We start from the raw sequence: 22,242 nt of genomic DNA, 5'->3' as shown, positions 1-22,242 counted from the left end.
TGGGTTTTTCAGGGTCGACTAAATAAAACTGCACTTATTCAAAAATGGCAAAACATTAAAGAGTTAGTTGAAAATGCTAACAAAACATAGCACACTAATAAAGTACCTGCGGCACTTTATTAGTGTATTCAAACGTTAGAGTACAAGTACAAAAGGAATACAATGGCTGATCAAAACAAATATGAAGTCCCATCTACTAAAGCTGCAGATATCGCACATTTAGTAACGCGTTCTGGCTTAGGAGCCATTCCATTTGCAGGAGCAGCTGCAATTGAACTATTAAATATAGTTGTTACACCGTCTTTAGAAAAACGTAGAAATGACTGGATGGAAGAGGTTGGTGAAGGATTACGAAACTTAGAAGAACAAATGGGTGTGGTACTTGAAGAATTACATGATAATGATTCATTTATTGATGCAGCTTTAGAAGCAACTACTTTAGCTATAAGAAACAGCGAACAGGAGAAAATTGAAGCTCTTAAAAATGCAGTTTTGAATACAGCGTTACCTAATCCAGTAGAAAAATCACTTCAAGTTATGTTCTTTTCATGGATTGACACTTTTACTGTTTGGCATATAAAACTTCTCACTCTTTTTCATAATCCTAAAGGTTGGCTACAAGAAAACAACAAAAATCTTGGAGGTTTAATGACGGGTGCGATGAGTCAGTTAATTGAAACAGCATATCCTGAATTACACACAAAAAGTGAATTTTACAAACAAGTATGGAAAGATTTATACTTGCGAGGTCTTGTCAATACTGATGGATTAAATACTATGATGACGCTAGATGGGATTGTTTCAAAGAGAACAACAAATCTTGGAGATCAATTTTTAAAATTCATCCATGACCCTATTGAAAATTAAAAGAACTCTAACAAATACGAGGAGACGCGATAATTTACCCTGCGGGAAAATTATCGCTCACGACAAACGTTATACAAAAGGCTTAAAATATGAAGGTTTCAGAACTTTTAAATAAACTAAAATCTTGTCCACCAAAAAAGGATAAGGGGTCAGGGCTAAACTTTTAACTTTTTACATGTAACATGTAATCACCCTCACCGCTTCAGGGTAAGCGTGAGCATATTTTTGAATGCCAGCCCCAAAACTCTCCAGCATATCACGTGCTCGAATAAACAATGCGGTGTCATCTTCAATCTTCGCTAATTCAAACAAATTTTTAATCATCGTTGAAAGCGGACTTTTGTAGCTGTTATCTTCCAAAACCGCTTTGGCACGAAACGCTTTATCAGAGAGATACCACGCCTCATTGATGTAAAATTTCTGCTCCGCTTCATGGCTGAGTTTCTTAGCTAACGTCAAATAATGTGCCTCTTTCGTGTATGCGTAAGCACGCAACAAGCCTTCAATGACAAACGCATAATCTTCAAGTAATGCTTCCACTTTCAAACTGCCACCTAAGACGATTTGATGGTACAAAATACCGTTTACATGTAACGTGTTTAGAAGAGAATCGAGCACACTTTTTGCTTTCTCAACCTTGCCTGCTTCAAAAAGTGCGGTGACCATCAAAGCGTTCCAAGCGGTCAATATTTTGGTGTCGATAAACGGATACGCCACCTTTTGACGCTCGTGTTTTAAAATCACAATCGCTTCATCCAAACGGGCAGGTTTTTCCTTACATGTAAGAATGGGATTGGTGGTTTGGTGCTCGAAATTGCCAAACTTGGTGATGCCAAAATAGTCCATCACGGCTTTGGTTTCGACCTCATTCAGCCCTCCTTTTAAAAGTGCTTCTTTAGCTTGAAGAAAACCAAAAACAAAGTATTTGCCCTCTTCACCTTCACTGTCCGCATCGCTGGCACTGAGATACAATCCCTCTTTTAAAAACCGTTCGTCCATCGCTTCGATGGTTTTATCCACCACCTCGTTAAACAACGATTTTTGCGTCAGTCTATACAGTTTGGCATAGACTTCAATCAGCTCAGCATTGGTATAAAGCATCTTTTCAAAATGGGGAATCACCCAAGCCTCGTCCACACTGTAACGGTAAAATCCACCTTCAATTTGGTCGTTTATGCCTCCTTGAGCCATCGCAAACAGCGCATCTTCACTCATATACAACGCTTCGAGATTTTTAGTTTGGACGTAAATATCCAAAAGTGCGTTCCATGTGGACGCATGGGGAAATTTAGGCGCACTTCCAATACCTTTAGAAACATCATCAAAACTCGTTTTTACCTTGCTCACAAACGCTTCAATCACTGCTTCGGTGTGAATACTCTCTTTTTGCTCAAAACTTCGCTCATACTGCTTGATCGCCGCTTCAATACTCTGAGCGCTCTTTTGCACTTCTGCAAAATCATCATCAAACTTGCCTTTGATGAAACTGGTCAGTTCACGAAATCCCATGCGCCCCTGCGCACTCACTGGTGGCAGATAAGTACCTGCAAAAATAACCTGCTGCGTGGGTGTCATAATGATACTCAGAGGCCAGCCGCCAGAGCGTTTTGTGATCAGATAATGCACGTCTTGGTAGTATTTATCCAAATCAGGCATCTCTTCACGGTCCACTTTAATACTCACGTATGCATCATTGAGCACTTTAGCGCTCATCTCATCTTCAAAGGTCTCACGTTCCATCACATGACACCAATGACAGGTGCTGTACCCGATGGAGAGGAAAATGAGCTTGTTTTCCTCTTTGGCTTTTGCAAGCGCTTTATCGCTCCACGCCATCCAATTCACGGGATTGTGCGCATGTTGCAACAGATAGGGAGAATCCTCATGGATGAGTTCATTCGTGTGCATCACAGACTCCTAAGGATTGTAAGGCGTAGGTGTGTAGCCTTTTTGAATCAACGACTTCATGCCGCCTTTGAGATTGACCACTTTGTACCCTTGCTTGGAGAGAAGCTCTGAAACAGCAGACGTTCGGCTTCCTGTACGGCAAATGAGTGCAAACTCTTGATCTTTGCTCACATACTTATCCAACGCTTTCATGAACGCTTCCGCGTCATAACGTCCTTGTTCATCAAAAAAGGTTAAAGGAATGGCATTGTTCACGATTCCTGTCTCTTTCCATTCGGGCAAGGTTCGAATATCGATGATTTTGATGCCACTGTTAACCACCGCTTCACTCGCATCGACATGGCGTAATTCCGCCAATAAAAAGGTTGAAAAAAGGGCTATAAGCAGTAAAATTTTGGACATGAAAAACTCCTCTCTTTTTAGGAGTTATTCTATCTCTTTTAAGTTAGCAGAACTTTAAAACTTATAGGCTTTTTCATAACCTATGAAAAGATAAAGAGTTCGCTAAGAGTGCGTTAATTTTTAAAACTCAAAATTGAGTCATAGCCAAAGCTATGGCGATGTTTTCAGTTTTGAAAAGTGATGTGCTATAAGTGATATTCTTTTTTCAATAGGTTATGAAAAAGTCTATTGTACCATTCCCGCTTCAACTAAAAAGGGTGAATGGGTGTAGCTGATCTTTTTGATCTTGTCGTATTTGGCATACGAGAGAATGAGCATATCTTTTGCGCGTGTGGTTGCCACGTAAAAAAGACGTCGCTCTTCTTCTAAGCTTCCACCTTTTTGCATCAGTTTTCGATTTGGAAAGCGCCCATCCATCAGATCAATCACATACACCTCTTTAAACTCCAGCCCTTTGCTCGCATGGATGCTCAGCAAATTGACCCCTTCTCCTTCACTCATCTCATTGCTACCAAGGGTCAGTGCATTTAAAAAACGCTCACTGGACGCATAACCGCTTGCCAAATCTTTCAGCAAATGACCTTTGCGAAAGATACGTGCACGAGCTTCCGCCTTTAGTTTTTCATCCACTGTACCATCTTTTTTAATCGTCCGCTTCACCGCTAACACTTCGGCAATCGCACTAAACACTTCTGAACTTAAGACTTGATTGATAAGGCTTTGGGGTGTTTTACTACGTGTCGCATGCTTCATAAATTTGTAAAATTGGTGTAAAAATTTAGCCCCATCGATGGAGAGTTTTGGGTGTTTTAAAATGGGATTGGAGAGAAAAAGCTCTTCAAAACCAAGGCTGTAAAAACGGCTCACACTGCCAAGATCCATGATGTCATCAAACAGCCCCAATTGATGGTTTTTAGCCCGCTTTTTAAAGACATCTTCGACATTCTCACGTGGGTGAAAAAACCCTTGGTAAATGTTGCCATCGCCCAGTTTAAAAAGCCCATCAAACAGCTCTTTGGAGAGCGAACTTCCCACACCTCTCGCGTATTCAAAACTATGGATAAACGCCATCATATCTTTAGGATTGACCACCACACCCACCAAATCAAGCATCGCTTTCACTTCAGCGGAGTCAAAAAAACTAATGCCCCCTTTGCGCTTACAGGCAATGCCTTGTTCCCGAAGCGTCGCTTCAATACCATCGGCGGTTGAGTTATTGCGAAAAATAACGGCGATGTCAGCAGGTGCATGTGTTGAGTGTTTAATCAGGGTTGATATGGACTGATACTGCGAAAAAAGCTCATCGTAAATGAGGAGTTTTGGCGCTTCAAAGGCTCCATCACGTGTGACTTCAAGCCTTTTTTCATACAGCCTTGGATTTTTTTCAATGACACGGTTAGCCAAAGAGAGAATTTTATGCGACGAGCGGTAATTTTTATTAAGCGTAAAGACATTCGCATTGGGATAACGCGTTGCAAAAGAACCGATGATGTCGATATTGGCACCATTAAACGCGTAAATACTCTGGTCATAATCACCCACGCAAAAAAGCGACTTGGAGCGAAAGGCGTCAATGAGTGAGCCTTGCAAGGTATTGGTATCTTGGTACTCATCGATCAAAACTTCATCAAAGCTCAGCGCATCGGTAGTTTTGAGTGTATCGCGCATTAAGATCAAAAGATCGTTAAAATCGACATAGCCAAATTCACGCTTCAGCGCTTGAAACTCTTCAAAAATATCTTCGTAAATATCAAAAAAGAGCCCGTGTTCGCTGTCATTAGACTCCAACCACTCGGAAAAACTCTGTGTTACCGTGCTATTTTGATAAAGTGAAAAAATGTCATAAAGATAGGCGGCACCATAAGCTTTTGCTGTAGAGTCAATATGATCAAACCGACGCCTGTCGTGAATGCTTTTAAGTAAAATTTTGAGATCTTTTGGCTGTTTGAGGACAATATTGCGACCCAGTTTTTTCAAAAGGCGGTAACTGACTGCATGAAACGTGCCCGATTCAATTTGTGAGGTGATATTTTTACCAAAGAAAACACCCACGCGTTCTAACATTTCTGCCGCTGCTTTGTTGGTAAAAGTGAGCAATAAAATACGAGAAGGCAAAATGCCTTGATTTAAAAGATGGGCAATTCTCGCCACAATGGTCGAGGTTTTACCCGTTCCAGCACTAGCAATGATAAGATTATGTCCTGAGGGTGCCGTTGCGGCACTTCTTTGCTCAGTATTGAGTCGGCTAAGAGGCATTGGTTTCCTAGAGTAAAAAAATTAGAGGTGGGATTTTAGTCCAAAACACCCTAAAACAAAGTAAAGCCTCACAGATACCAGTGACGTTTAACCAACTTTCCATCTTTATTTTCATCGACATAGACTTTTTTAGGGTCATCATCCGAGAGCCACAGCAGGTAATTCATCTCAGGTGTACTAATCTCAATGCGCTTCTCAACGATTTCATAGTTGCCTTTAGAGAGTTGCTCAAAAACGCGAGAGAGGACATGATCGGTGCGAGGAAGTTTGAGCTCTTTAAGATTGATATTGTCGTGCATAAATTGATAAATCAGCTTTTTTTGAAGCACCAATGTTGCAAAATAAGAGCCACTCTCACGGTATTCTTTGGTGCTGATAAGATTTTTAGCAACATTGCCTAAAGGGTTAATCGAATCAACTTTAGCGCACGCATCGCCAATAGCCGTTAATATCTGCTCATTTTTGTCATTTCGAATCAGAAAAATGGAACCATCATTGCACACTTTTTCAAAATTTTTCGCCTCATAGTCTTTCAAAAGATCATTGTAAGAATAGGCATACAGATAACTGCAAAAAAGACCCAATAATGCTAAAACAACTCTCATTCTTGTCCTTTATAAAAATTTAGTAGTTCATGTGCTTCTTTAGAATTAATATAGCCTAAAAAAAGTTCCAAAGACCTTATAGCCTCTGTACGATCTCCAAGGTAAAACTTTGCTTTGGCGTAGAGTATCCACGGTTTTTCGGAGCTTGAGTTATGTTTACTCGCCTCTTTTGCCCACATGATTACCTCCGCATAGGCTTTATGCTCAAAGTAAAAATGCGCCAGTGCATAGGCGTTGTCAAACGTTGAAACGGTGTTATACGCTTTGAGTAACTGCTGCTCTTCGTGTAACGAGCGTGTCGCCTCTTCGGTCTCAGAAACAGGTAATTTTGCCTCGTCTTTGTAAACATGCGGTGCTAAAAAGAGTGTTTCATCACGTGACACTTCAGGAACCATGGTTTCAAAAAGTGTTGCATTGCTCTCATTATGATCACTGAGACTTGGAATGGGGACAACCACCGCAGGCTTTTCCGTAGGTGGCACAGAGACAACAACGGGCTCTATGTTGCTCTGATGTATCCAATAATACCCACCAAATCCGCCTAAAAAGAGGAATCCTATCGTTACAACAATGCGTAAAATCCGTATTTTTTTAAGCCTTGCACACCGTTTTTCTAACTCTTCAAAACGTACACTAGTCATGGATGAGTCCAATATCAAGTGCTGCCATCGTTAACAGGCAACTATTGAGTTTACGATACTTCGACAACCCCTTTTTTTGCGCATAATCGAGCAGTTTCATCAGCGTATACAAAAATTTTTTAATCATTCTAAAATTGCCTTTGGCATACCTAGCAATCACGCGAGCTTCATTCTTCGTGAACATCAGTGCGATTTCGCCGTGAGTGTGCCCCATAAAGAGAGTGTGAATATAACGCAATATCTCATTTTCTTCCAAATTTCCATACTCAATCACCAGTTTTGTACGGGTTTTAAACTGCTTTTTAGCCAATAGTGCTCGACCCTCATCTTTGTGCATGGCTAGGACAAATTGAAAGAGTTTGGTGTCACTAAGAATACGAAGGAATTCAAACTGTTCATCATTGAGAAGTTGCGCTTCATCGATAAAAATAGTGCAGAATGTGCCCACGTACGCTTCAAAAAGTTCATCTAAAAATTCACCTTGACTTTTATGTTTATCAAACGGCATCTCTCTGGCTTCATAAAGCTCTTTAAAAAGATCGCGTGGGTCAAAAAAAGGATGTTCTATCAAAATACTAGCACCATTTCGCATCGCAGAATAGTGCATAACACGCATGATATGGCTTTTGCCAACACCAGGATCGCCCATGATAAAAATAAGCGGAATCAGCGGATCACCAATGGCATCGTTTAGTTTATTGCGCGCTATTTCAGCATTAATGCTATCAAAATAAAACGAAGGATCAACCGTGTCTTTAAAAAACTCTTTAGCGGCTTCAAAATCTCTCATTTTTACTCTTTTACTCATACTTTTTTTAAACTTTTTGATTTTAGCATATTCTGTGACATTTGTTTGTGACTTATTTAATCTTGCTTTAGATAAAATTATCAAATATTATTAAAAGGATAAGATATGACTATAATATTTCCAACCATGAAAGAGGATGGACTCGGAGCAAAACGTGGTGCACATTTTGGTAAAGCCACTTTTTATACCGCTGTTGATGTGATGGATGGTATTGTGCAAGAAGTGAGTGTGCATAAAAACCCTGGGCATGTCACAGGAGGCTGTGCCAATGCAGTTGCGAACATCCAAGCATTGGGCGCTGATACGCTTGTGGTATCAGGAATTGGCGGAGATCCTCTCAAAAAGTTTTTACATGTAGGGATTGATGTCTATTTTGATGACAAAAATGATACCGTTGAAGATGCGTTACGCGACTTTCTAGCAGGAAAAACAGCCAAGATCAATCCTGATCATAGCTGTGAACATCATCATTAAAAATTAACCGCATTCTCTTCTGGAATCAAAGAGCGTTTTGGAAGAGGAGGCGCTAAATTGAGCTGTTGGGATTGTTGTTGTTTTGGCGCGTTATTTTGTTGCTGTTGCTGAAACACGCCCTCTTTTTTGATGGCATCCACGATCTCTTTCGTTGAGGGATTGGTTTTAACGGTGAGCTCTTTAATGTACACAGCATCAATCACCAAACCATGTGTTTTTTTAGCATACGCAATCAAGGTTGCTTTTAAAAGCTCTTTACCGCGGGAGGTCACAAGATCTTCGGCAAAATAACTGCCAATGACGATGTTGAGCGTATCTACGACTTTATACTCATACAGTTTCACCTCTTTGCCCTCAAAAATCAAACCAACCATTGCTTCAGCAGGCTTTTTGTCGGACTTTGCAAAGACATTGGTTTTGAAATTCTCTACTACCAATGTCTCCGCAAAAAGGCTTACATGTAACAGTAAAAATGCGATGAAAATGCGTCTCATTTGAGCCTTTGTTATACGGATGTATCGAGCACATTTCCACCAAGTTCGGCAATACGTGCATCGACTTTTTCAAGTGCTTTTTGCATCGTAGTATAACTAATTTCAGGTAATTTTTCACCCCACATCTGCTCCGCCTCTGCAAAACCTCTGAGCATTCCCTCGCGACCTGCTTGAAGTTTTTCAAGATCATCCCCTGCGCCATTGACAACAAAATCAGCGATGCGCTCACTGGTTTTGCTAATGCCAAAAAAGCCGTCTTCTGAGACGAGTGCCGATGCCTCATCTTGCGTTAAATTAGCGATAGGTTTCCCCGTGTAGCCAATATCTGCTAGACTAAACGTATTGGCTTGGTCACCAAACGTGATGCTTGATTGTGCCATCATCTCTTGTTGAAACTGCGCCAAATACGCATTGACGATCTCTTTCCCACTCAGCTTATTTTCCTGCGCATCACTTAAACTGATCGTGGATTTTGTGCTGTACGTCGCACTGGACGTATTTTCATAACTTACATTGAGTTCCATAGGTTGCCCCCTTGTGGTTTACATGTAAATCGTCAAAAGTCGCCAAAAAGTGAATCGCTCTTAACCTCTTCTATTTTTAAGATGTCTGATTTTTGGTAAAACTCCCCTACTTTGGGCGAAACCTGCACACAGCGTGTCAAATGCTCATAAAAACGCTGATAGTGGTAGTCCAGCAGAAGCTGTTTGGGGTAACGAGCACGCGAAATTGCCACGTAAAACTGGCTTTTTTCAAAGATGTTGTTGATGTTACACACCAGTGAATCAATGCTCATGCCCTGACTCTTATGAATTGTGATCGCATACGCCAGTTTAAGGGGAAACTGCTCGATGGAAACGAGTGGTTTTTCTTTGACTTCGCCTTCCATGACGACATTTTCGTGCAGTGTATACTCTTGACGCTCCACTTTAACCAGCTCTCCTGCTTTTTCCACGATGACCTCATTTTCATCAATTGCTTTGATGATGCCTCGCTCGCCGTTGTAGTATTTACCCCATTTATTGGTACAAAAAAGTACCTTCGCAGCCACTTTCAAGGTCAAGTCGACAGGAATGGGAAGCGCATTTTTCCACCCTTCGATTTTGTTTACATGTAAAGACTGCTCATGCACTTTCTCTTTGGCTTTGAGCACGACGGGTTCACTTTCGATCTGCGCCAATTTTTGGATGTTGAGCATCTCGGCTTCTTTGTTTCTTCCAAACAAAACCGTTGGGTCATCATCCCACACTCCGACATTGGTGCGCAACGCTTCAAGGTATTCGAGGGTTTCACTATCAAGGATGCCACGTCGTATTTTGCCAAGGTGCGCGAAGAAAAGATCATCATGCGTCCGCTTGGTGATGGTAAGCTCCACGACCACAGGCTCAAACGCGTTCCATGAACTGCTCTCAAACGCGTACTCAAAACCACCCCACAGGCTATTTTCTTTGCCTTTGGAAACAGGTGGAAGCTGGAAAAAATCTCCCACAAAGAGCACACTTCCCTCAAACCCTGCATTGCGCAGACGATAATAGATCATATCAAGCAGATCCGCCGAAACCATACTAATTTCATCAATGACCAAAAGATCACACCTCGTGAGCACTTTTTTGATTTCAACGAGTCTGGCTTTGGTGTAGCGGTCATGTCGGGTCAGTTCATCGAGATGATTGCAGATGCCAAAGGCAAAAAAACTGTGCAAGGTTTGACCGCCGACATTGACCGCACTTACCCCCGTACTGCCTAAAACGACGATTTGTTTGCCAACTTTTCGCAACTCCGTGACGATTTCACCGACAAGATAACTCTTTCCAACGCCTGCACCGCCCGTGAGCAGGACATTGTCCTTTTTTAAGATGTCGATGAGTTTTTGTGCTAAGTTCAAAGAGGCTTCCTAAGTTGTTTTTGGTATTATAGCACTTACAAAAATGAAGGGCTTAAAACAATGTCACTACGCAATATTTTTCTTTTTACATGTACACTGTTTTTCCTAAGCGGTTGTGCGCCAAAAGAGCCGACACCAGAAGCTTTAATAGCTGAAAAAACTACTTCGAAAGCGATGTTGGTGTATCCGCAAAATGTGGATTTTTTAGCACAAAACATTACGCCTCAAAGCGTTGCACAAGATGATTTTACCTATCGCTACTATTCGCCATGGTTTAGAACGCATGTGAGTCACGACAAAGAAGACGCACTTTGGGCAAACCGGTCGTATGGACTGAAAAATCGCTATTATGGCGAGAATCTGCAACTCATCGATGGCGCCGAGATCGATGCTATCATCAACGCTACCAATGTGGAAGCCTATGGCAGTATCAATGCCCATGCGATTATGATCCAAAATGCGCAAATGCGTAACCTTCCCACCGACAAACCTTTTTTCAAAAAAACGACCTTACCTGGGGAAGGGTATCCGTTTGATTATTTGCAGACTTCACGCATTCATGTGGCGGAACCTATCATCATCTCACATTACAGCAGAGATGGCGCTTGGGCGTTTGTAGAGAGCTCTTTTGCTTCGGGTTGGCTTCCAGTGGAGAGCTTTGTGCTTGTCGATGCAACAGAGCGTACCGAGTTTATCAACGCTGTAAAAATTGCCATCACGAAAGACAATGTGCCTTTGTACAATGCAAAGCAACGCTTCATCACCTATGCAAAAGTGGGAGCTATCTTGCCCATTGTCAATGAAGACGATGACTTTTTTCATGCTTACATGTACACACGAGATGCTGCTTTTAACGCCCAAAAGTTAGAACTTCGCATCCCCAAAAATTTTGCGCAAACCGTGCCTATAAGCTTTAACAAAGAAAATCTCAGTCAAATCGGTGATGCTCTTTTAGGCGAAAAATACGGTTGGGGTGGTTTTCTTGCAAACCGCGACTGCTCCGCTATGACGCGCGATTTTCTCTCTCCATTTGGCATCTGGATTCCTAGAAATTCTGCGGCTCAAAAGAGTTTTGGAGAGTACGTCTCACTCAAAGATCTAACACCCAAGGAGAAAGAAGCGATGATCCTCAAAAATGGCATAGCCTTTTTAAGCCTGATCTATCTCAAAGGTCACATTATACTCTATGCGGGCGAATTTGAAGGCAAAGCCCTTATCATGCAAAACATCTGGGGTGTCAGGACGATGGAGGATGGAAAAGAGGGGCGCAATGTCATCGGTAAAGCCATCATCTCAGATCTTTATGTCGGAGCAAACCAGCCTAATGTGCCTGAAAATGGACTGCTCATCAACCGTGTTGAGGGCATTATGGTCAAACCAGCCAACCCTAAAAGCAACAACCTTGTTTCAAAATACCCAAGTGTGAAAACCATCAAAGACAACATCGTCTTTTTTATGGATGGAAGCTCACTGCCGTACGATGACAAAAAAGGCAAAACCTTTGATCAATTGCTTGAAAATGCAGATATTGAAGATATGTTTGCTCAAAAATATCCAGCCTTTGCGCCGATTAGCGCACCTGCTCTCAATGACGATCCAGGGCGTTTTCGCAATGACGCCTTTTTGAAAAAACTTTATGGTTCCAGTAAAAGTGAGATCGAAAAAAATCTCGTCACAGTCAACTGGCTTCCAAACCACGGTGGCAAAAAACTGAAATTTAACAAAAACGAAAATGCGAGCGCACAACTACAAAAAGTCTCTGATGAACTCGATCGTTTGCCTGAAGAGTATATGAAATACCTCAAAAAAGTCGATGGAACCTACTACTACCGCAAGATCGCCAAAACAGAACGCTTAAGTGCCCACAGTTACGGTATCGCCATCGATCTTGACACCCACTACTCACGCTACTGGCAGTGGGACAAAACACACACGTTTCACAATGAATTTCCCAAAGAAATCGTCGATATTTTCGAAAAACACGGCTTTGTTTGGGGTGGCAGATGGTACCACTACGACACCATGCACTTTGAGTATCGACCAGAACTATTTGAAAGCATAGACTAAAATGGAAGCGCTGCTCATCATCGATATGCAAGTCGGTTCCTTTCAAACCACACGTTTTGAAGCAGAAAACGTCATCAAAAATGTCAACCTTCTCTCAACATTTTTCAGAGAAAAGAATCAACCTATTATTTTTGTGCAACACGATGGGACAAAGGAAAATTTTTTAATTTATGGTAGCGATGAATGGCATATCTTGCCTTCTTTGACTCAAAAAGCAAACGATCATTACATTGAGAAAGAAGCCAATGACTGTTTTTATAAGACGGAGTTAGAAGCTCTCTTACAAAAGCTAGGTGTACAAAAACTCTACATTTGCGATTGCGCCACTGACTTTTGTATCAATGCAACCGTTCATGGGGCATTGGTGAGAGATTATGCGATTACAGTCATCAAAAATGGGCACACAACGGCTGATCGTCCAATGTAAAAAGCAGAGCACATTATCAACTTTCACAACTGGTTATGGGAAAATTTAACTCCGACACAAAGCCGTATTGAAGTTAAAACCACGCAGGAGATAGTCCAATAAGAGCTTTACATGCAAAGCTCTATTTCGTAAATCCGCACGCCTTTATATCTTTTTCATCCTCTTTGACAATCGCTTGCGCCGCGATCACGCTCTGTCCATTAAATGTCACAGCTGGATTTCCGTGTAACTTCCAACCATCATTTAAAAACTCCGTAATTCGCGCACAAAAGGTTGAATCATCGGGTCCTGTGATGAGTTTATACTGCATATTTTCTCCTTTGAAATGTTTACATGTAAAACGTATTTTAATCTGATTCTCCTAAAAGATTGACGATGAGTTTGACCATCAACTCTTTTTGGCTTGGCTCGCTTGCGGCGACTAAAAGGGCGAGTGAGACCAAAGCGTTATCGTTTATCTTTGGCTCATGATTTGCCTTGTAAGCGATGCCATTTTTATGTAAAAACAAGATGAACAAAAACGATCCGATGCGTTTATTGCCATCACTAAAAGCGTGATCTTTGATGACATAATAAAGCAAATTTGCTGCTTTTTCTTCGATGCTTGGAAGCAGATCAACTCCGCCAAAAGTTTGATAGATATTGAGCAGTGCGCCTTTAAACTCACCTGCTTTTTCATTGCCGAAAAGTTCTGTCGCATCGCCTTTTGCCATTAGGTCTTTTTTAAGCTCAGAAATAGCATTTTTGGCTTCATCGTTGTCTAAAATAAACCGCTGATTGAGTGTGCCTTGAAGGGCATAAAGCGCATCAGAATCATAGCCTTGAAGCAGTGCCCACGTTTTGGCATAGTTGTTGATAATGTCCAGTAACCCTTTGGCTTCATTACTGCTGAGCTCTTTGGTTTCAATGCTTTTGCGCACGAGTTCCATCGTAGCGGTGAGTTCATTTAAGCTTTGAGCATTGATGCGTTGGTGGTTTAGAGCGTAACCTTTGATAAGATACTCTTTGAGGATTTTACTTGCCCAGATGCGAAATTGTGTACCTCGTTTTGACTTGACACGATACCCAACGGAGATAATAACATCAAGATTGTAGTGTACTACATCATAGTTTTTACCATCACTGGCAGTTATCCGGAAATTCCGGATAACTGCATTTTGTTCCAATTCCCCTTCTTTAAAAACATTTCCAATGTGTTCATTGATTGTTTTTACATTTTTATCAAAAAGCTCCGACATCTGCTTTTGACTGAGCCAAACGGTCTCATTCTCAAGACTCACTTCTAAACTTACTTGCCCCTTATCATCTGTGTATAAAACAACATTTTGCGTCTCTTGCATCGTTGCCATCCTCTTTTTTCATATTTTATTATAGCCTTTTAATAAAAAGGCGATCCATTTCATTTCAAAATGAAATAACACTTTACATGTAAAAAATTTCCAATTCCTAGATGTAGATCAAGGTTTTTTAGTTTTAAATGGGATAAAATGACTCTCATATAAAGCAATTGAAAGGATTCAGATGACATTTACCGCAAAAATAGACAAAACAGCTCTCAAAGGTGCACCCGTAAAATTGGAAGGAAACTTCCAAGAAGTGGGTAACAACGCGCCTATCGTGAAAGTTGTCACGCCAGACTTACAAGAAAAAACCATCGGTGGCGAGAGCAACAAAGCGCAACTCATCATTGTTGTACCCTCTTTAGATACGCCTGTGTGTGATGCAGAAGCGAGGCGTTTTAACCAAGATGTGGCGAAACATGAGAACATCGATACGACCATTGTTTCGATGGACTTACCGTTTGCAAGCGCAAAATTTTGCAATGTGGCAGGTATTGAAAATCTCACCGTTGGCAGTGACTTTAGGCACAAAGCGTTTGCACGTGCTTATGGTATGCTCATTAGCGATGGTGCACTTGAAGGCTTGTGTGCTAGAGCGCTTTTTGTGATCAATAAAGATGGCAAAATTGTTTACAAACAGGTGGTTGCTGAAATTACCGAAGAGCCAAATTATGACGAAGCGTTAAATGCCGCTATCGATGCAGCCAACAGGGGGGCTAGTTGTTGTGGTTTTTGTCAGTAGTTTAACCCCACCCTCTCCTCCAAAAACAACGGCTCTTCAAAACCTAGTCGCTCAGCCACACCGCCTCTTTTTCTTTGCAGGTGTGGTTCAGGGCGTACTCTTTGTGGCACTTTTAGGTCTGCATTATGCAGGGCTATTGAGTTTACATGTAAGCGTGGGTCTGTACCATGCGTATGCGATGACGTTCATCGTCTTTACACAGTTTTTTGCAGGCTTTTTGCTCACAACCTTTCCACGCTATCTCTCGCGTCCATCGGCATCACCCAAAGCGTATCTACCCATCGCATGGTTGATAAACGGTGGTGGACTTTTGTTTATAGCACTCTCGTTTGTCTCTGAGATGGCACTTGTCGCGCCTATGCTTCTTATCGTGGCAGGCTACATCAAACTCTGCTTACTTTTGCTTGAGTTTCAAACCAAAAGTACGGTGACCAATAAAATCGATACCACATGGATGCTCCGAGCGTTTGCGCTGGGGCTTGTGGGTCAGCTACTCTTTATCGCAGACGCGTTTACACCGACCTACGCTTTGGCACTGGGAGTGAGTTTTTATCTGTATTTGTTCTTTATTGTTCTTATCGTTTCCCAAAAGATGATGCCCTTTTTTGCTGCCAATACGATCATCGGCTATACGATGAACAAAAGCAAGCACTTTTTGCTCTTGGTTTTTGTGGCACTCATCCTCAAAGTAGTGTTAGAAGCGTTAAGCATGAACGCGTTTGTGGCAGACAGTGCGCTTTTTGGCATCATCACGTACGAGCTTATGAAATGGCGTCTACCGTTTCGCAAATCGCCTGCTATTTTATGGGTGCTTTTTCTCTCTATTTGGTGGGTTCCTGTAGGTTTTGGTCTTTTTGTGGTGCAAGATTTTAGCGCACTGGTGGGGCACTCCATTTATCTGGAAAAATCACCGCTGCATGCCTTGGCGTTGGGTTATTTTACCACCGTTCTTGTGGGCTTTGGAACGAGAGTCATCCTTGGGCATTCTGGACGAACGCCAAAAGCGGATGCCTATGCTGTGACACTTTTTGGACTCATTCAAGCAATGGCGCTCATTCGTATCATCGCAGGTATTTTCCCAGAGTTCGGGTACTTGCATGCGGTGCTTACCGTGGCAGTGTTGTGGATTGTGATCTTTGGGTTATGGTCGAAGCGGTATATTCATATTTTATTTGAGAAGTAACGCGTTGTGTGAGCCCAAATAATAGGGCTCACCTTTTTACATGTAAGATTACGAAACGACTTCAAACCCTGCTTCATCAATCGCTTTTTCAAACACACTCACATCAATCGGCGCATCGTATTCAACAACGGTTTGACCACTAGCAAGGTCAACATTGACGCTCTTAACCCCTTTAATTCCCTCTAAAACACCTTTGACGCTTTTAACGCATCCTCCACAACTCATTCCTTTAACCACTAACGTGATGGTTGCCATTGTCTATCCTTTTAGTATAATTTTATTTCATTTTCCAACGTCTCAAAAGCAGTGAATTACTCACCACCGAAACTGAACTCATCGCCATGGCGCCACCTGCAACAATTGGGTTTAACATGCCCAAAAATGCCAATGGAATCGCTAGGGTATTATACACAAAAGCTAAAAAGAGATTCTGCTTAATTTTTGACATCGTAGCACGCGAAAGCGCGATGGCATTGACAACGTAGAGTGGATCATTGGCGATCAAGATCATATCCGCACTCTCCACCGCAATATCCGAACCATTGGACATTGCAATCGCCACATCCGCCACCGCAAGAGCAGGTGCATCATTGATGCCATCACCCACCATACAGACAAATTTACCTTCCTTTTGAAGCTTGGTGATCGCTTCTGCTTTGCCATTTGGCAAAACTTCGGCAAAAAAGTGCTTGATGCCTAGCTCATTGGCAACCTTTTGGGCACAACGTTCATTATCGCCTGTGAGCATATAGACTTCTATACCATCATTTTGAAGCTTCTCAACCGCCACTTTGGCACTCTCTCGAATCGTATCAGCCAGCGCGATATAACCGATGATCTGCTCTTTTGTTGCCAACGCTACGATACTATTGCCCTCTTCCAAAAACGTTTGCGCGCGATCTGAGGGTTGTAACGATGTAAACTGAGCGATAAATGCAGGTGAACCTGCAAAATAAACCACGCCATCAATCTCGCCTGAAACACCCAAACCGGAATAGTTCTGAAACGCTTGAACACTTTTTGATTCGCTCTGCGATGCTGAGGCGATAATCGCTTTGGCTAACGGGTGTTTTGAACCCTCTTCCAAGCTCGCGGCAAGGGCTAAGAATTGCTCTTTTGAAAGTGCATTCTCAATTAAAACATCGACCACTTGAGGATTGGCATAGGTCAAGGTGCCTGTTTTATCAAACACAACCGCATTAATTTTGCCTACATTTTCAAGCACTTCGGCATTTTTGATGAGAATTCCCTCACTTGCCCCTCTGCCAACTCCGACCATAATCGCCGTCGGTGTGGCAAGTCCAAGCGCGCATGGGCACGCGATCACTAGCACCGAAACGGCATTGATGATCGCCTCTTCAAAATTGCCTCCGATAAACCACCACGCACCCAAGGTAATCACCGCGATGCTCACGACGATGGGCACAAAAATACCCGCAATCGTATCGGCAAGGCGTTGAATCGGTGCTTTGGAGCCTTGAGCTTCTTCGATGAGGCGGACGATGGAGGCTAAAAAGGTGTCAGCGCCAACTTTGGTCGCTTGGCATTTGAGCATCCCATCGCCATTTTTGGTCGCTCCAACGATGGTATCGCCCACGGATTTGAGCACCGGTAAACTCTCTCCCGTCATCATCGACTCATCGACCATGCTATTGCCCTCAACGACAATGCCATCGGTGGGAATACTCTCGCCTGCTTTGACCACAAAAATATCGTTTACATGTAAAGCTTCGATGCTGATCTCTTCAAGCGTTCCATCGCGTTCCACAAATGCTTTTTTAGGCTGCAAATGAAGGAGTTTTGCAATAGCAAACCCCGTTTTGGCTTTGGCTCTGACTTCTAAAAGTTTGCCTAAAAGCACTAAAGTGATGACCGAAACAGACGCTTCAAAATAAAGGTGCAGCGGCACGTAAAAAAGCACAACGCTGAGGCTTAAAACGTACGCCGCACTCGTACCCAAAACGACGAGAACGTCCATATTGGCACTGCCGCTTTTAAGGCTTTTGTACGCACCCACGTAAAACTTTCGACCGCAGTAAAACTGCACGATGGTCGCCAGTCCTAACTGAATCATCGGTGAGAGGTGCAGATGGATGTTAAAAAACATCCCAACCATTTCAACGAAGAATGGCAAAGTAAGCAGTGCTGAGAGGCTAAATTCTTTTAAAAGTTTTTGGTAATCCTGCTCTTTATCCAAACTCTTTTGATCCTGATCGACCTTGGAAGATTCGGTAGCGCCAAAACCTGTTTTTTCAATGCTTTGGATGATTTGCGGAAGATTGATATTTGGGTTAGATGTAGTAACAAACGCTTTTTCCGTGGCTAAGTTGACATTGGCGGTGACGCCTTCAAGCTTGCCAAGCACACGCTCAATGCGCGCCGAACACGCTGCACACGTCATGCCCTTAATGTCAAGCTCAAAATGTTTTTCGGACATTTTTTGTCTCCTATTTTTTGTAACATTCTAACGCTTCGTTACTTGCGTCAAGATGAAACAAACAATGTAGGCAACTCTTTACATGTAAAGAGTTATGACGAGAGATATTGCGTTACATCCACATCATCAATCTGTTCAGGCTTAAGATACTTTTTCGCATACTGCATGTAAACACCACTTTTTAAAAAAAGCTCAAACAGATCGCCATCGCTGTGCTCATCTTTTTTGAGCATGCTCAAAATTTTAATCGCTTCTGAGATCGTTTTGGCTTTTTTATACGGTCGATCACTGGCGGTTAACGCTTCAAAAATATCGGCAATGGCGATGATGCGTGCAGGCAGTGAGATCTGCTCTTTGGTAAGCTTACGCGGATACCCCGCACCTTTCATCGTCTCATGGTGCGCACACGCATACTCAGGAACATGTTTGAGATTGTCCATAAAGGGAAGTTCTGAGAGCATACGAATACTCATGATGATATGCTCATTGATCTTATAACGCTCCTCGTCATTCAAGGTTCCTCTAGCGATACTAAGATTGTAGAATTCGCCTAAATTGTTGTAATACTTTGGTATCTCCATCTTAATCCCAAGACGCGTAAAGACCTTCATATCGACCTCTTGTTCTCTGGTAATCAGCTGCTCTAGTTTATCTTGCAGCAGTGTTTCAACACATGGAAGGGGCTTCATCGGAATCTCAAGCAACCGTTTTTTCTCCGCTTCACTCATACCAAGGCGATCATCAAAATGGCGTGTCCACGTGATGGAGGCGATCTCTTTGAGACGTTCTATTTTTTGAGCATCCATAAACTCACCACCGATGTTACACTCGGCTAAAAAGGTAAAATCATCAAAGAGTTTTGCTTCCGCCTCTGAGCGTTTTTGTACTAAGAGCTCTTGAGTGTCTTTCCCCTCTAAAAGCCCTTTTAAATAGGCAATTTGCGCATCTCTAAGCAACACCTCAAAACGGGTACGAATCTCATGAATGCGGTTGTGAATACTCTCTAGTTTGGTGGCCTTATCGACCACATATTCAGGCGTTGTCACTTTGCCACAGTCGTGAAGAAGTGCTGCAATGCGAAACTCTCTCCACGCATTTTCATCGTTAAAATTGAACTTTTTAAAAATGCCTTCATGGCTGCTATTGGCGACTTCGGCTAACATCGTGGCAAGTTCAGGCACACGCTCACAATGTCCACCCGTATAAGGTGATTTATCATCGATGGCACTGGCAATCAGTTTGATAAACGACTCCATTAGGTTCTCTTGTGCTTTTTCATGCGCTTTGATCGAACGTGCCATCAGTACCATCGAATGGCTAAGTGCGTAAAACTCTTTGATCCGCGTTCTAACGTGATGCACCGCGTCGTATTGTTTGAGCACCACGCCATCACTCATTGTTTTAAGCAAATCAACGGGTGCGATGATAATGCGTCTTAGAAAAACCCATGTCACAATGATGATAAAGAACATCATAAAAAGTGAAATCACCATGGTTTGAATCATAATCGCATCAATCTCTTGGGTCACTTTTTTCTCTTCCAAATAGGTTCCAATGTACCACTGCTTTCCAAAATCCGCCGGAAATTCTGAAAAAGCAAACAGATAGTTTTCATTGGCTTCATTCTGAACTCAACCACGCTTAATTCCATTCAAAAATTGCTCATACGAAGCGTGTATCTCTTTGGGGAGTTGATCAACGCTCAGATTAGACTCTTTGGTTGGTAAAGAGCTTGCTATCACATCGCCATGAGGATTGACAATGACAATAGATCCATCGATAACAAGACTTTGTTCTTGAAGCAGTTTGGTGATCGAAGCAATGGTAAAATCAATTCCAGCCACTTTCACTTTTTCACTCATTTTGTTCATAAAAGGGTATGAAACGGTTATGCCAATCTCATTGGTTGAAGCAAACGCATAAGGTTCTGACCAGTAAAAATGCTCAGGAGAAGTGGCTTGTGTAAACCACGTGCGTTCACGCGGATCGTACGACAGAGAGCAAGATCTCCCACATCATCCGCGTAAAAATCTCTCTTGAAGCAAAAAGATCATCGCTTTATTGGCTATGAATCAACACTTTAAGATGCTCAGACGTTTTTTGCAAAGAGACTTTAATAGTTTCAATGATATTTTTACGCACTTCCGCATTGCGCTTTTGAATCATACTGTAAGAATTTTTAGAGCTTTGCAGGTAATTATGACCAATCAAAGAGATTGAAAGAAAGCTTGCAAGTCCTAAAATAAGGGTAATAATGCTAAACGTGAACGTATACCGTTTTGTTTTTTTCATAGCGATGCTCCTTACAACAAAAAAGGCAGGCGGATAAATACTATGGTTCTAAGAAATTGTAACACGATTTAGAGCAATCAACACTACTTTTATAAAATTATTCTTCTCTTTTTTCCGCAAGAAGCGCAACTTCTTCAATGTCCGTACTAAAATCTTGATACTCAAGTTTGGCGTCTTTAAGATTTTTGGTCGCTTTAGCCCCTAAACGCTTCAAATTCTCCACACGACCTAAGATGTTGCCTGAACCTTCACTGAGCTGTTTTTGAGCGCTTTCATAGCTGTTATTGAGCGTTTGAAGCTGAGTACCCACTTTTTTAAAACTCTCCGAAAACCCAACCATTTTGTCGTACATCTTGCCTGCTTCATCAAACAGCTTCGTCGCAAGTGTACTCGACTGCTCACTTTGCCAGTAGAGATAAATCGTGCGCAAAGAAACAGTCAATGTGGAAGGATTCACAATGGCAATATGTTTGCGAAGCGCGTATTCATACAGTTTTGGATCTTCGTTAATCGCGACTGAAAATGCCCCTTCAATCGGCACAAACATAAAGACGTATTGAAGCGTTCCTTGTTTATAGTGCGCGTAATCTTTAGAATCTAGCGTATCAATATGTTCACGAAAAGCTTGCATAAGCGCTTTGGAGGCGATGTGCTTCTCCTCATCACTCTCCGCTCTTATAAACTCATCGTAACTGTTGAGTGAAACTTTAGAATCGATGATGATGGTACGATCTTGTGGTAGTTTGATGACAACATCGGGACGTTTCATTCTTCCTTCTTCATCTTTATAACTTTCTTGTGTTTCGTAGTGAACGCCTTTTACAAGCCCCGAATACTCCAGAACACTCTCCAAGATCATCTCACCCCAACTGCCTTGGCTCTGCTTTTTGCCTTTGAGCGCTTTGGTAAGGTTTTCAGCCTCTTTGGAGATATTCATACCTGCACGAGCAACCAGTTCGATCTCTTTGGAGAGTTCTGCAAATTTTTTCGTGCTGTTCTCTTGGGAATTTTCAACACTTTTTTTGAAATGCTCTAAATTTTCTTTAAAAGGTTTAAGGAGTGTTTCAAGCGATTTGATCGAGGTATCGTCCAGTTTTTGAAGCTTTTTTTCGAGGTGTTGCTCCATAATGGCATTGAGTTTGAGCTCAAGCTTTTTCCCCTGCTCTTCAAAATCAAGTTTGAGCTTCTGATGGCTCTCTTTTTGGGCTTGCAGTTCGGCTTGGAGGGTTGCACTTCTCATATTCAGGGCAAGGTTTTCTGCACTTAATTGCTCATTCTTGACTTTCATCTCAACGAGCGTGGATGCTTTTTCTTTAAAGACTGCTCTAATCCACACTCCAAGTACAAGCATTGCAACAACAAAAGTGATAAAAACGGCTAACAATAGCATCTCTTGGGGCATAAAAACTCCTCC

Annotated in this window: 23 protein-coding genes; 6 read left to right on the top strand and 17 right to left on the bottom strand. The window is 42.1% G+C overall.

What is annotated here, in order from left to right:
- The first annotated feature begins 162 nt into the window (after positions 1-162).
- Positions 163-867, top strand: coding sequence for a hypothetical protein (locus JU57_RS02380; RefSeq protein WP_037956442.1), 705 nt, complete (start codon positions 163-165; stop codon positions 865-867).
- Between the two features lie 171 nt (positions 868-1,038).
- Here the strand turns inward: JU57_RS02380 and JU57_RS02375 are convergent, their stop codons facing one another.
- The 6 genes from JU57_RS02375 to JU57_RS02350 form a co-directional block, all read right to left on the bottom strand.
- A complete protein-coding gene (locus JU57_RS02375) occupies positions 1,039-2,775 on the bottom strand; it encodes a thioredoxin domain-containing protein (protein ID WP_037956440.1) in 1,737 nt (578 codons plus the stop codon).
- A gap of 9 nt (positions 2,776-2,784) precedes the next feature.
- A complete protein-coding gene (locus tag JU57_RS02370; protein WP_037956438.1) occupies positions 2,785-3,177 on the bottom strand; it encodes a rhodanese-like domain-containing protein in 393 nt (130 codons plus the stop codon).
- 225 nt (positions 3,178-3,402) lie between these two features.
- The gene (locus tag JU57_RS02365) at positions 3,403-5,433 is read right to left on the bottom strand and encodes an ATP-dependent helicase (protein ID WP_037956436.1); all 2,031 of its coding nucleotides are present in this window, start codon (positions 5,431-5,433) and stop codon (positions 3,403-3,405) included.
- Between the two features lie 68 nt (positions 5,434-5,501).
- A complete protein-coding gene (locus tag JU57_RS02360) occupies positions 5,502-6,038 on the bottom strand; it encodes a hypothetical protein (protein ID WP_037956434.1) in 537 nt (178 codons plus the stop codon).
- Positions 6,035-6,679 (bottom strand): CDC27 family protein, encoded by a 645-nt coding sequence (locus JU57_RS02355; RefSeq protein ID WP_037956433.1) that lies wholly within the window; start codon positions 6,677-6,679, stop codon positions 6,035-6,037. Before JU57_RS02355 ends, JU57_RS02360 begins: the two co-directional genes overlap by 4 nt.
- On the bottom strand, positions 6,672-7,469 hold the full coding sequence (locus JU57_RS02350) for an ATP-binding protein (protein ID WP_037956432.1): 798 nt from the start codon (positions 7,467-7,469) through the stop codon (positions 6,672-6,674). The genes JU57_RS02355 and JU57_RS02350 overlap by 8 nt, the downstream gene beginning before the upstream one ends.
- Positions 7,470-7,592: 123 nt before the next feature.
- Between JU57_RS02350 and JU57_RS02345 the strand changes: the two genes are divergently transcribed.
- Positions 7,593-7,961, top strand: coding sequence for a NifB/NifX family molybdenum-iron cluster-binding protein (locus JU57_RS02345; RefSeq protein ID WP_037956431.1), 369 nt, complete (start codon positions 7,593-7,595; stop codon positions 7,959-7,961).
- Here JU57_RS02345 and JU57_RS02340 read toward each other — a convergent pair.
- Genes JU57_RS02340 through JU57_RS02330 form a run of 3 tightly spaced genes read right to left on the bottom strand, consistent with a single transcriptional unit; the run spans position 7,958 to position 10,340 of the window.
- Complete coding sequence (locus tag JU57_RS02340) at positions 7,958-8,455, bottom strand: flagellar basal body-associated FliL family protein (RefSeq protein ID WP_037956430.1); 498 nt, start codon at positions 8,453-8,455, stop codon at positions 7,958-7,960. The genes JU57_RS02345 and JU57_RS02340 overlap by 4 nt on opposite strands.
- Positions 8,456-8,466: 11 nt before the next feature.
- On the bottom strand, positions 8,467-8,979 hold the full coding sequence (locus JU57_RS02335) for a hypothetical protein (RefSeq protein WP_037956428.1): 513 nt from the start codon (positions 8,977-8,979) through the stop codon (positions 8,467-8,469).
- Positions 8,980-9,011: 32 nt separating this feature from the next.
- Positions 9,012-10,340, bottom strand: coding sequence for an AAA family ATPase (locus JU57_RS02330; RefSeq protein WP_037956425.1), 1,329 nt, complete (start codon positions 10,338-10,340; stop codon positions 9,012-9,014).
- A 60-nt stretch (positions 10,341-10,400) separates the two neighbouring features.
- Between JU57_RS02330 and JU57_RS02325 the strand changes: the two genes are divergently transcribed.
- Together JU57_RS02325 and JU57_RS02320 are read left to right on the top strand one after the other, a co-directional pair.
- Entirely contained in the window at positions 10,401-12,407 is a 2,007-nt protein-coding gene (locus JU57_RS02325) for an SH3 domain-containing protein (RefSeq protein WP_037956422.1), read from the top strand.
- A 1-nt stretch (position 12,408) separates the two neighbouring features.
- Positions 12,409-12,834: an isochorismatase family protein gene (locus tag JU57_RS02320; protein ID WP_294875363.1), complete on the top strand. Its 426-nt coding sequence runs from the start codon at positions 12,409-12,411 to the stop codon at positions 12,832-12,834.
- 121 nt (positions 12,835-12,955) lie between these two features.
- On the opposite strand, the gene JU57_RS02315 is transcribed toward JU57_RS02320, so the two are convergent.
- Positions 12,956-13,144 carry a DUF1737 domain-containing protein gene (locus JU57_RS02315; protein ID WP_037956421.1) on the bottom strand — a complete coding sequence of 63 codons (189 nt, stop codon included), beginning with the start codon at positions 13,142-13,144 and terminating at the stop codon, positions 12,956-12,958.
- Between the two features lie 37 nt (positions 13,145-13,181).
- Complete coding sequence (gene rhuM, locus JU57_RS02310; RefSeq protein WP_037956493.1) at positions 13,182-14,174, bottom strand: RhuM family protein; 993 nt, start codon at positions 14,172-14,174, stop codon at positions 13,182-13,184.
- Between the two features lie 181 nt (positions 14,175-14,355).
- Here rhuM and tpx point away from each other — a divergent pair, with 181 nt between their 5' ends.
- Complete coding sequence (gene tpx / locus JU57_RS02305; RefSeq protein WP_037956420.1) at positions 14,356-14,916, top strand: thiol peroxidase; 561 nt, start codon at positions 14,356-14,358, stop codon at positions 14,914-14,916.
- Positions 14,861-16,099: an NnrS family protein gene (locus tag JU57_RS02300; protein ID WP_294875355.1), complete on the top strand. Its 1,239-nt coding sequence runs from the start codon at positions 14,861-14,863 to the stop codon at positions 16,097-16,099. The genes tpx and JU57_RS02300 overlap by 56 nt, the downstream gene beginning before the upstream one ends.
- 48 nt (positions 16,100-16,147) lie before the next feature.
- On the opposite strand, the gene JU57_RS02295 is transcribed toward JU57_RS02300, so the two are convergent.
- From JU57_RS02295 to rmuC, 6 genes are all read right to left on the bottom strand, one after another.
- A complete protein-coding gene (locus JU57_RS02295) occupies positions 16,148-16,354 on the bottom strand; it encodes a heavy metal-associated domain-containing protein (protein ID WP_037956418.1) in 207 nt (68 codons plus the stop codon).
- Positions 16,355-16,376: 22 nt separating this feature from the next.
- Complete coding sequence (locus JU57_RS02290; RefSeq protein WP_037956417.1) at positions 16,377-18,536, bottom strand: heavy metal translocating P-type ATPase; 2,160 nt, start codon at positions 18,534-18,536, stop codon at positions 16,377-16,379.
- A gap of 92 nt (positions 18,537-18,628) precedes the next feature.
- Positions 18,629-20,065 carry an HD domain-containing phosphohydrolase gene (locus JU57_RS02285; protein WP_294875348.1) on the bottom strand — a complete coding sequence of 479 codons (1,437 nt, stop codon included), beginning with the start codon at positions 20,063-20,065 and terminating at the stop codon, positions 18,629-18,631.
- 102 nt (positions 20,066-20,167) lie between these two features.
- A complete protein-coding gene (locus JU57_RS13625) occupies positions 20,168-20,398 on the bottom strand; it encodes a hypothetical protein (RefSeq protein ID WP_294875345.1) in 231 nt (76 codons plus the stop codon).
- A 196-nt stretch (positions 20,399-20,594) separates the two neighbouring features.
- Positions 20,595-20,828: a hypothetical protein gene (locus JU57_RS02280; RefSeq protein ID WP_037956415.1), complete on the bottom strand. Its 234-nt coding sequence runs from the start codon at positions 20,826-20,828 to the stop codon at positions 20,595-20,597.
- Positions 20,829-20,925: 97 nt separating this feature from the next.
- On the bottom strand, positions 20,926-22,230 hold the full coding sequence (gene rmuC / locus JU57_RS02275; protein ID WP_037956412.1) for a DNA recombination protein RmuC: 1,305 nt from the start codon (positions 22,228-22,230) through the stop codon (positions 20,926-20,928).
- Positions 22,231-22,242: the final 12 nt, after the last annotated feature.

The sequence above is a fragment of the Sulfurospirillum sp. SCADC genome, assembly GCF_000743525.1.
GTDB lineage: Bacteria > Campylobacterota > Campylobacteria > Campylobacterales > Sulfurospirillaceae > Sulfurospirillum.
Note: the sequence above shows the minus strand (reverse complement) of the source record. Positions and strands in the feature narration are given on the sequence as shown.

Bases quoted from the DNA above. Each gene is read 5' to 3' on its own strand.
- JU57_RS02380 (WP_037956442.1), top strand. From the start codon at position 163: ATGGCTGATCAAAACAAATATGAAGTCCCATCTACTAAAGCTGCAGAT.
- JU57_RS02375 (WP_037956440.1), bottom strand. From the start codon at position 2,775: ATGCACACGAATGAACTCATCCATGAGGATTCTCCCTATCTGTTGCAA.
- JU57_RS02370 (WP_037956438.1), bottom strand. From the start codon at position 3,177: ATGTCCAAAATTTTACTGCTTATAGCCCTTTTTTCAACCTTTTTATTG.
- JU57_RS02365 (WP_037956436.1), bottom strand. From the start codon at position 5,433: ATGCCTCTTAGCCGACTCAATACTGAGCAAAGAAGTGCCGCAACGGCA.
- JU57_RS02360 (WP_037956434.1), bottom strand. From the start codon at position 6,038: ATGAGAGTTGTTTTAGCATTATTGGGTCTTTTTTGCAGTTATCTGTAT.
- JU57_RS02355 (WP_037956433.1), bottom strand. From the start codon at position 6,679: ATGACTAGTGTACGTTTTGAAGAGTTAGAAAAACGGTGTGCAAGGCTT.
- JU57_RS02350 (WP_037956432.1), bottom strand. From the start codon at position 7,469: ATGAGAGATTTTGAAGCCGCTAAAGAGTTTTTTAAAGACACGGTTGAT.
- JU57_RS02345 (WP_037956431.1), top strand. From the start codon at position 7,593: ATGACTATAATATTTCCAACCATGAAAGAGGATGGACTCGGAGCAAAA.
- JU57_RS02340 (WP_037956430.1), bottom strand. From the start codon at position 8,455: ATGAGACGCATTTTCATCGCATTTTTACTGTTACATGTAAGCCTTTTT.
- JU57_RS02335 (WP_037956428.1), bottom strand. From the start codon at position 8,979: ATGGAACTCAATGTAAGTTATGAAAATACGTCCAGTGCGACGTACAGC.
- JU57_RS02325 (WP_037956422.1), top strand. From the start codon at position 10,401: ATGTCACTACGCAATATTTTTCTTTTTACATGTACACTGTTTTTCCTA.
- JU57_RS02320 (WP_294875363.1), top strand. From the start codon at position 12,409: ATGGAAGCGCTGCTCATCATCGATATGCAAGTCGGTTCCTTTCAAACC.
- JU57_RS02315 (WP_037956421.1), bottom strand. From the start codon at position 13,144: ATGCAGTATAAACTCATCACAGGACCCGATGATTCAACCTTTTGTGCG.
- rhuM (WP_037956493.1), bottom strand. From the start codon at position 14,174: ATGCAAGAGACGCAAAATGTTGTTTTATACACAGATGATAAGGGGCAA.
- tpx (WP_037956420.1), top strand. From the start codon at position 14,356: ATGACATTTACCGCAAAAATAGACAAAACAGCTCTCAAAGGTGCACCC.
- JU57_RS02300 (WP_294875355.1), top strand. From the start codon at position 14,861: ATGCCGCTATCGATGCAGCCAACAGGGGGGCTAGTTGTTGTGGTTTTT.
- JU57_RS02295 (WP_037956418.1), bottom strand. From the start codon at position 16,354: ATGGCAACCATCACGTTAGTGGTTAAAGGAATGAGTTGTGGAGGATGC.
- JU57_RS02290 (WP_037956417.1), bottom strand. From the start codon at position 18,536: ATGTCCGAAAAACATTTTGAGCTTGACATTAAGGGCATGACGTGTGCA.
- JU57_RS13625 (WP_294875345.1), bottom strand. From the start codon at position 20,398: ATGAGTGAAAAAGTGAAAGTGGCTGGAATTGATTTTACCATTGCTTCG.
- JU57_RS02280 (WP_037956415.1), bottom strand. From the start codon at position 20,828: ATGAAAAAAACAAAACGGTATACGTTCACGTTTAGCATTATTACCCTT.
- rmuC (WP_037956412.1), bottom strand. From the start codon at position 22,230: ATGCCCCAAGAGATGCTATTGTTAGCCGTTTTTATCACTTTTGTTGTT.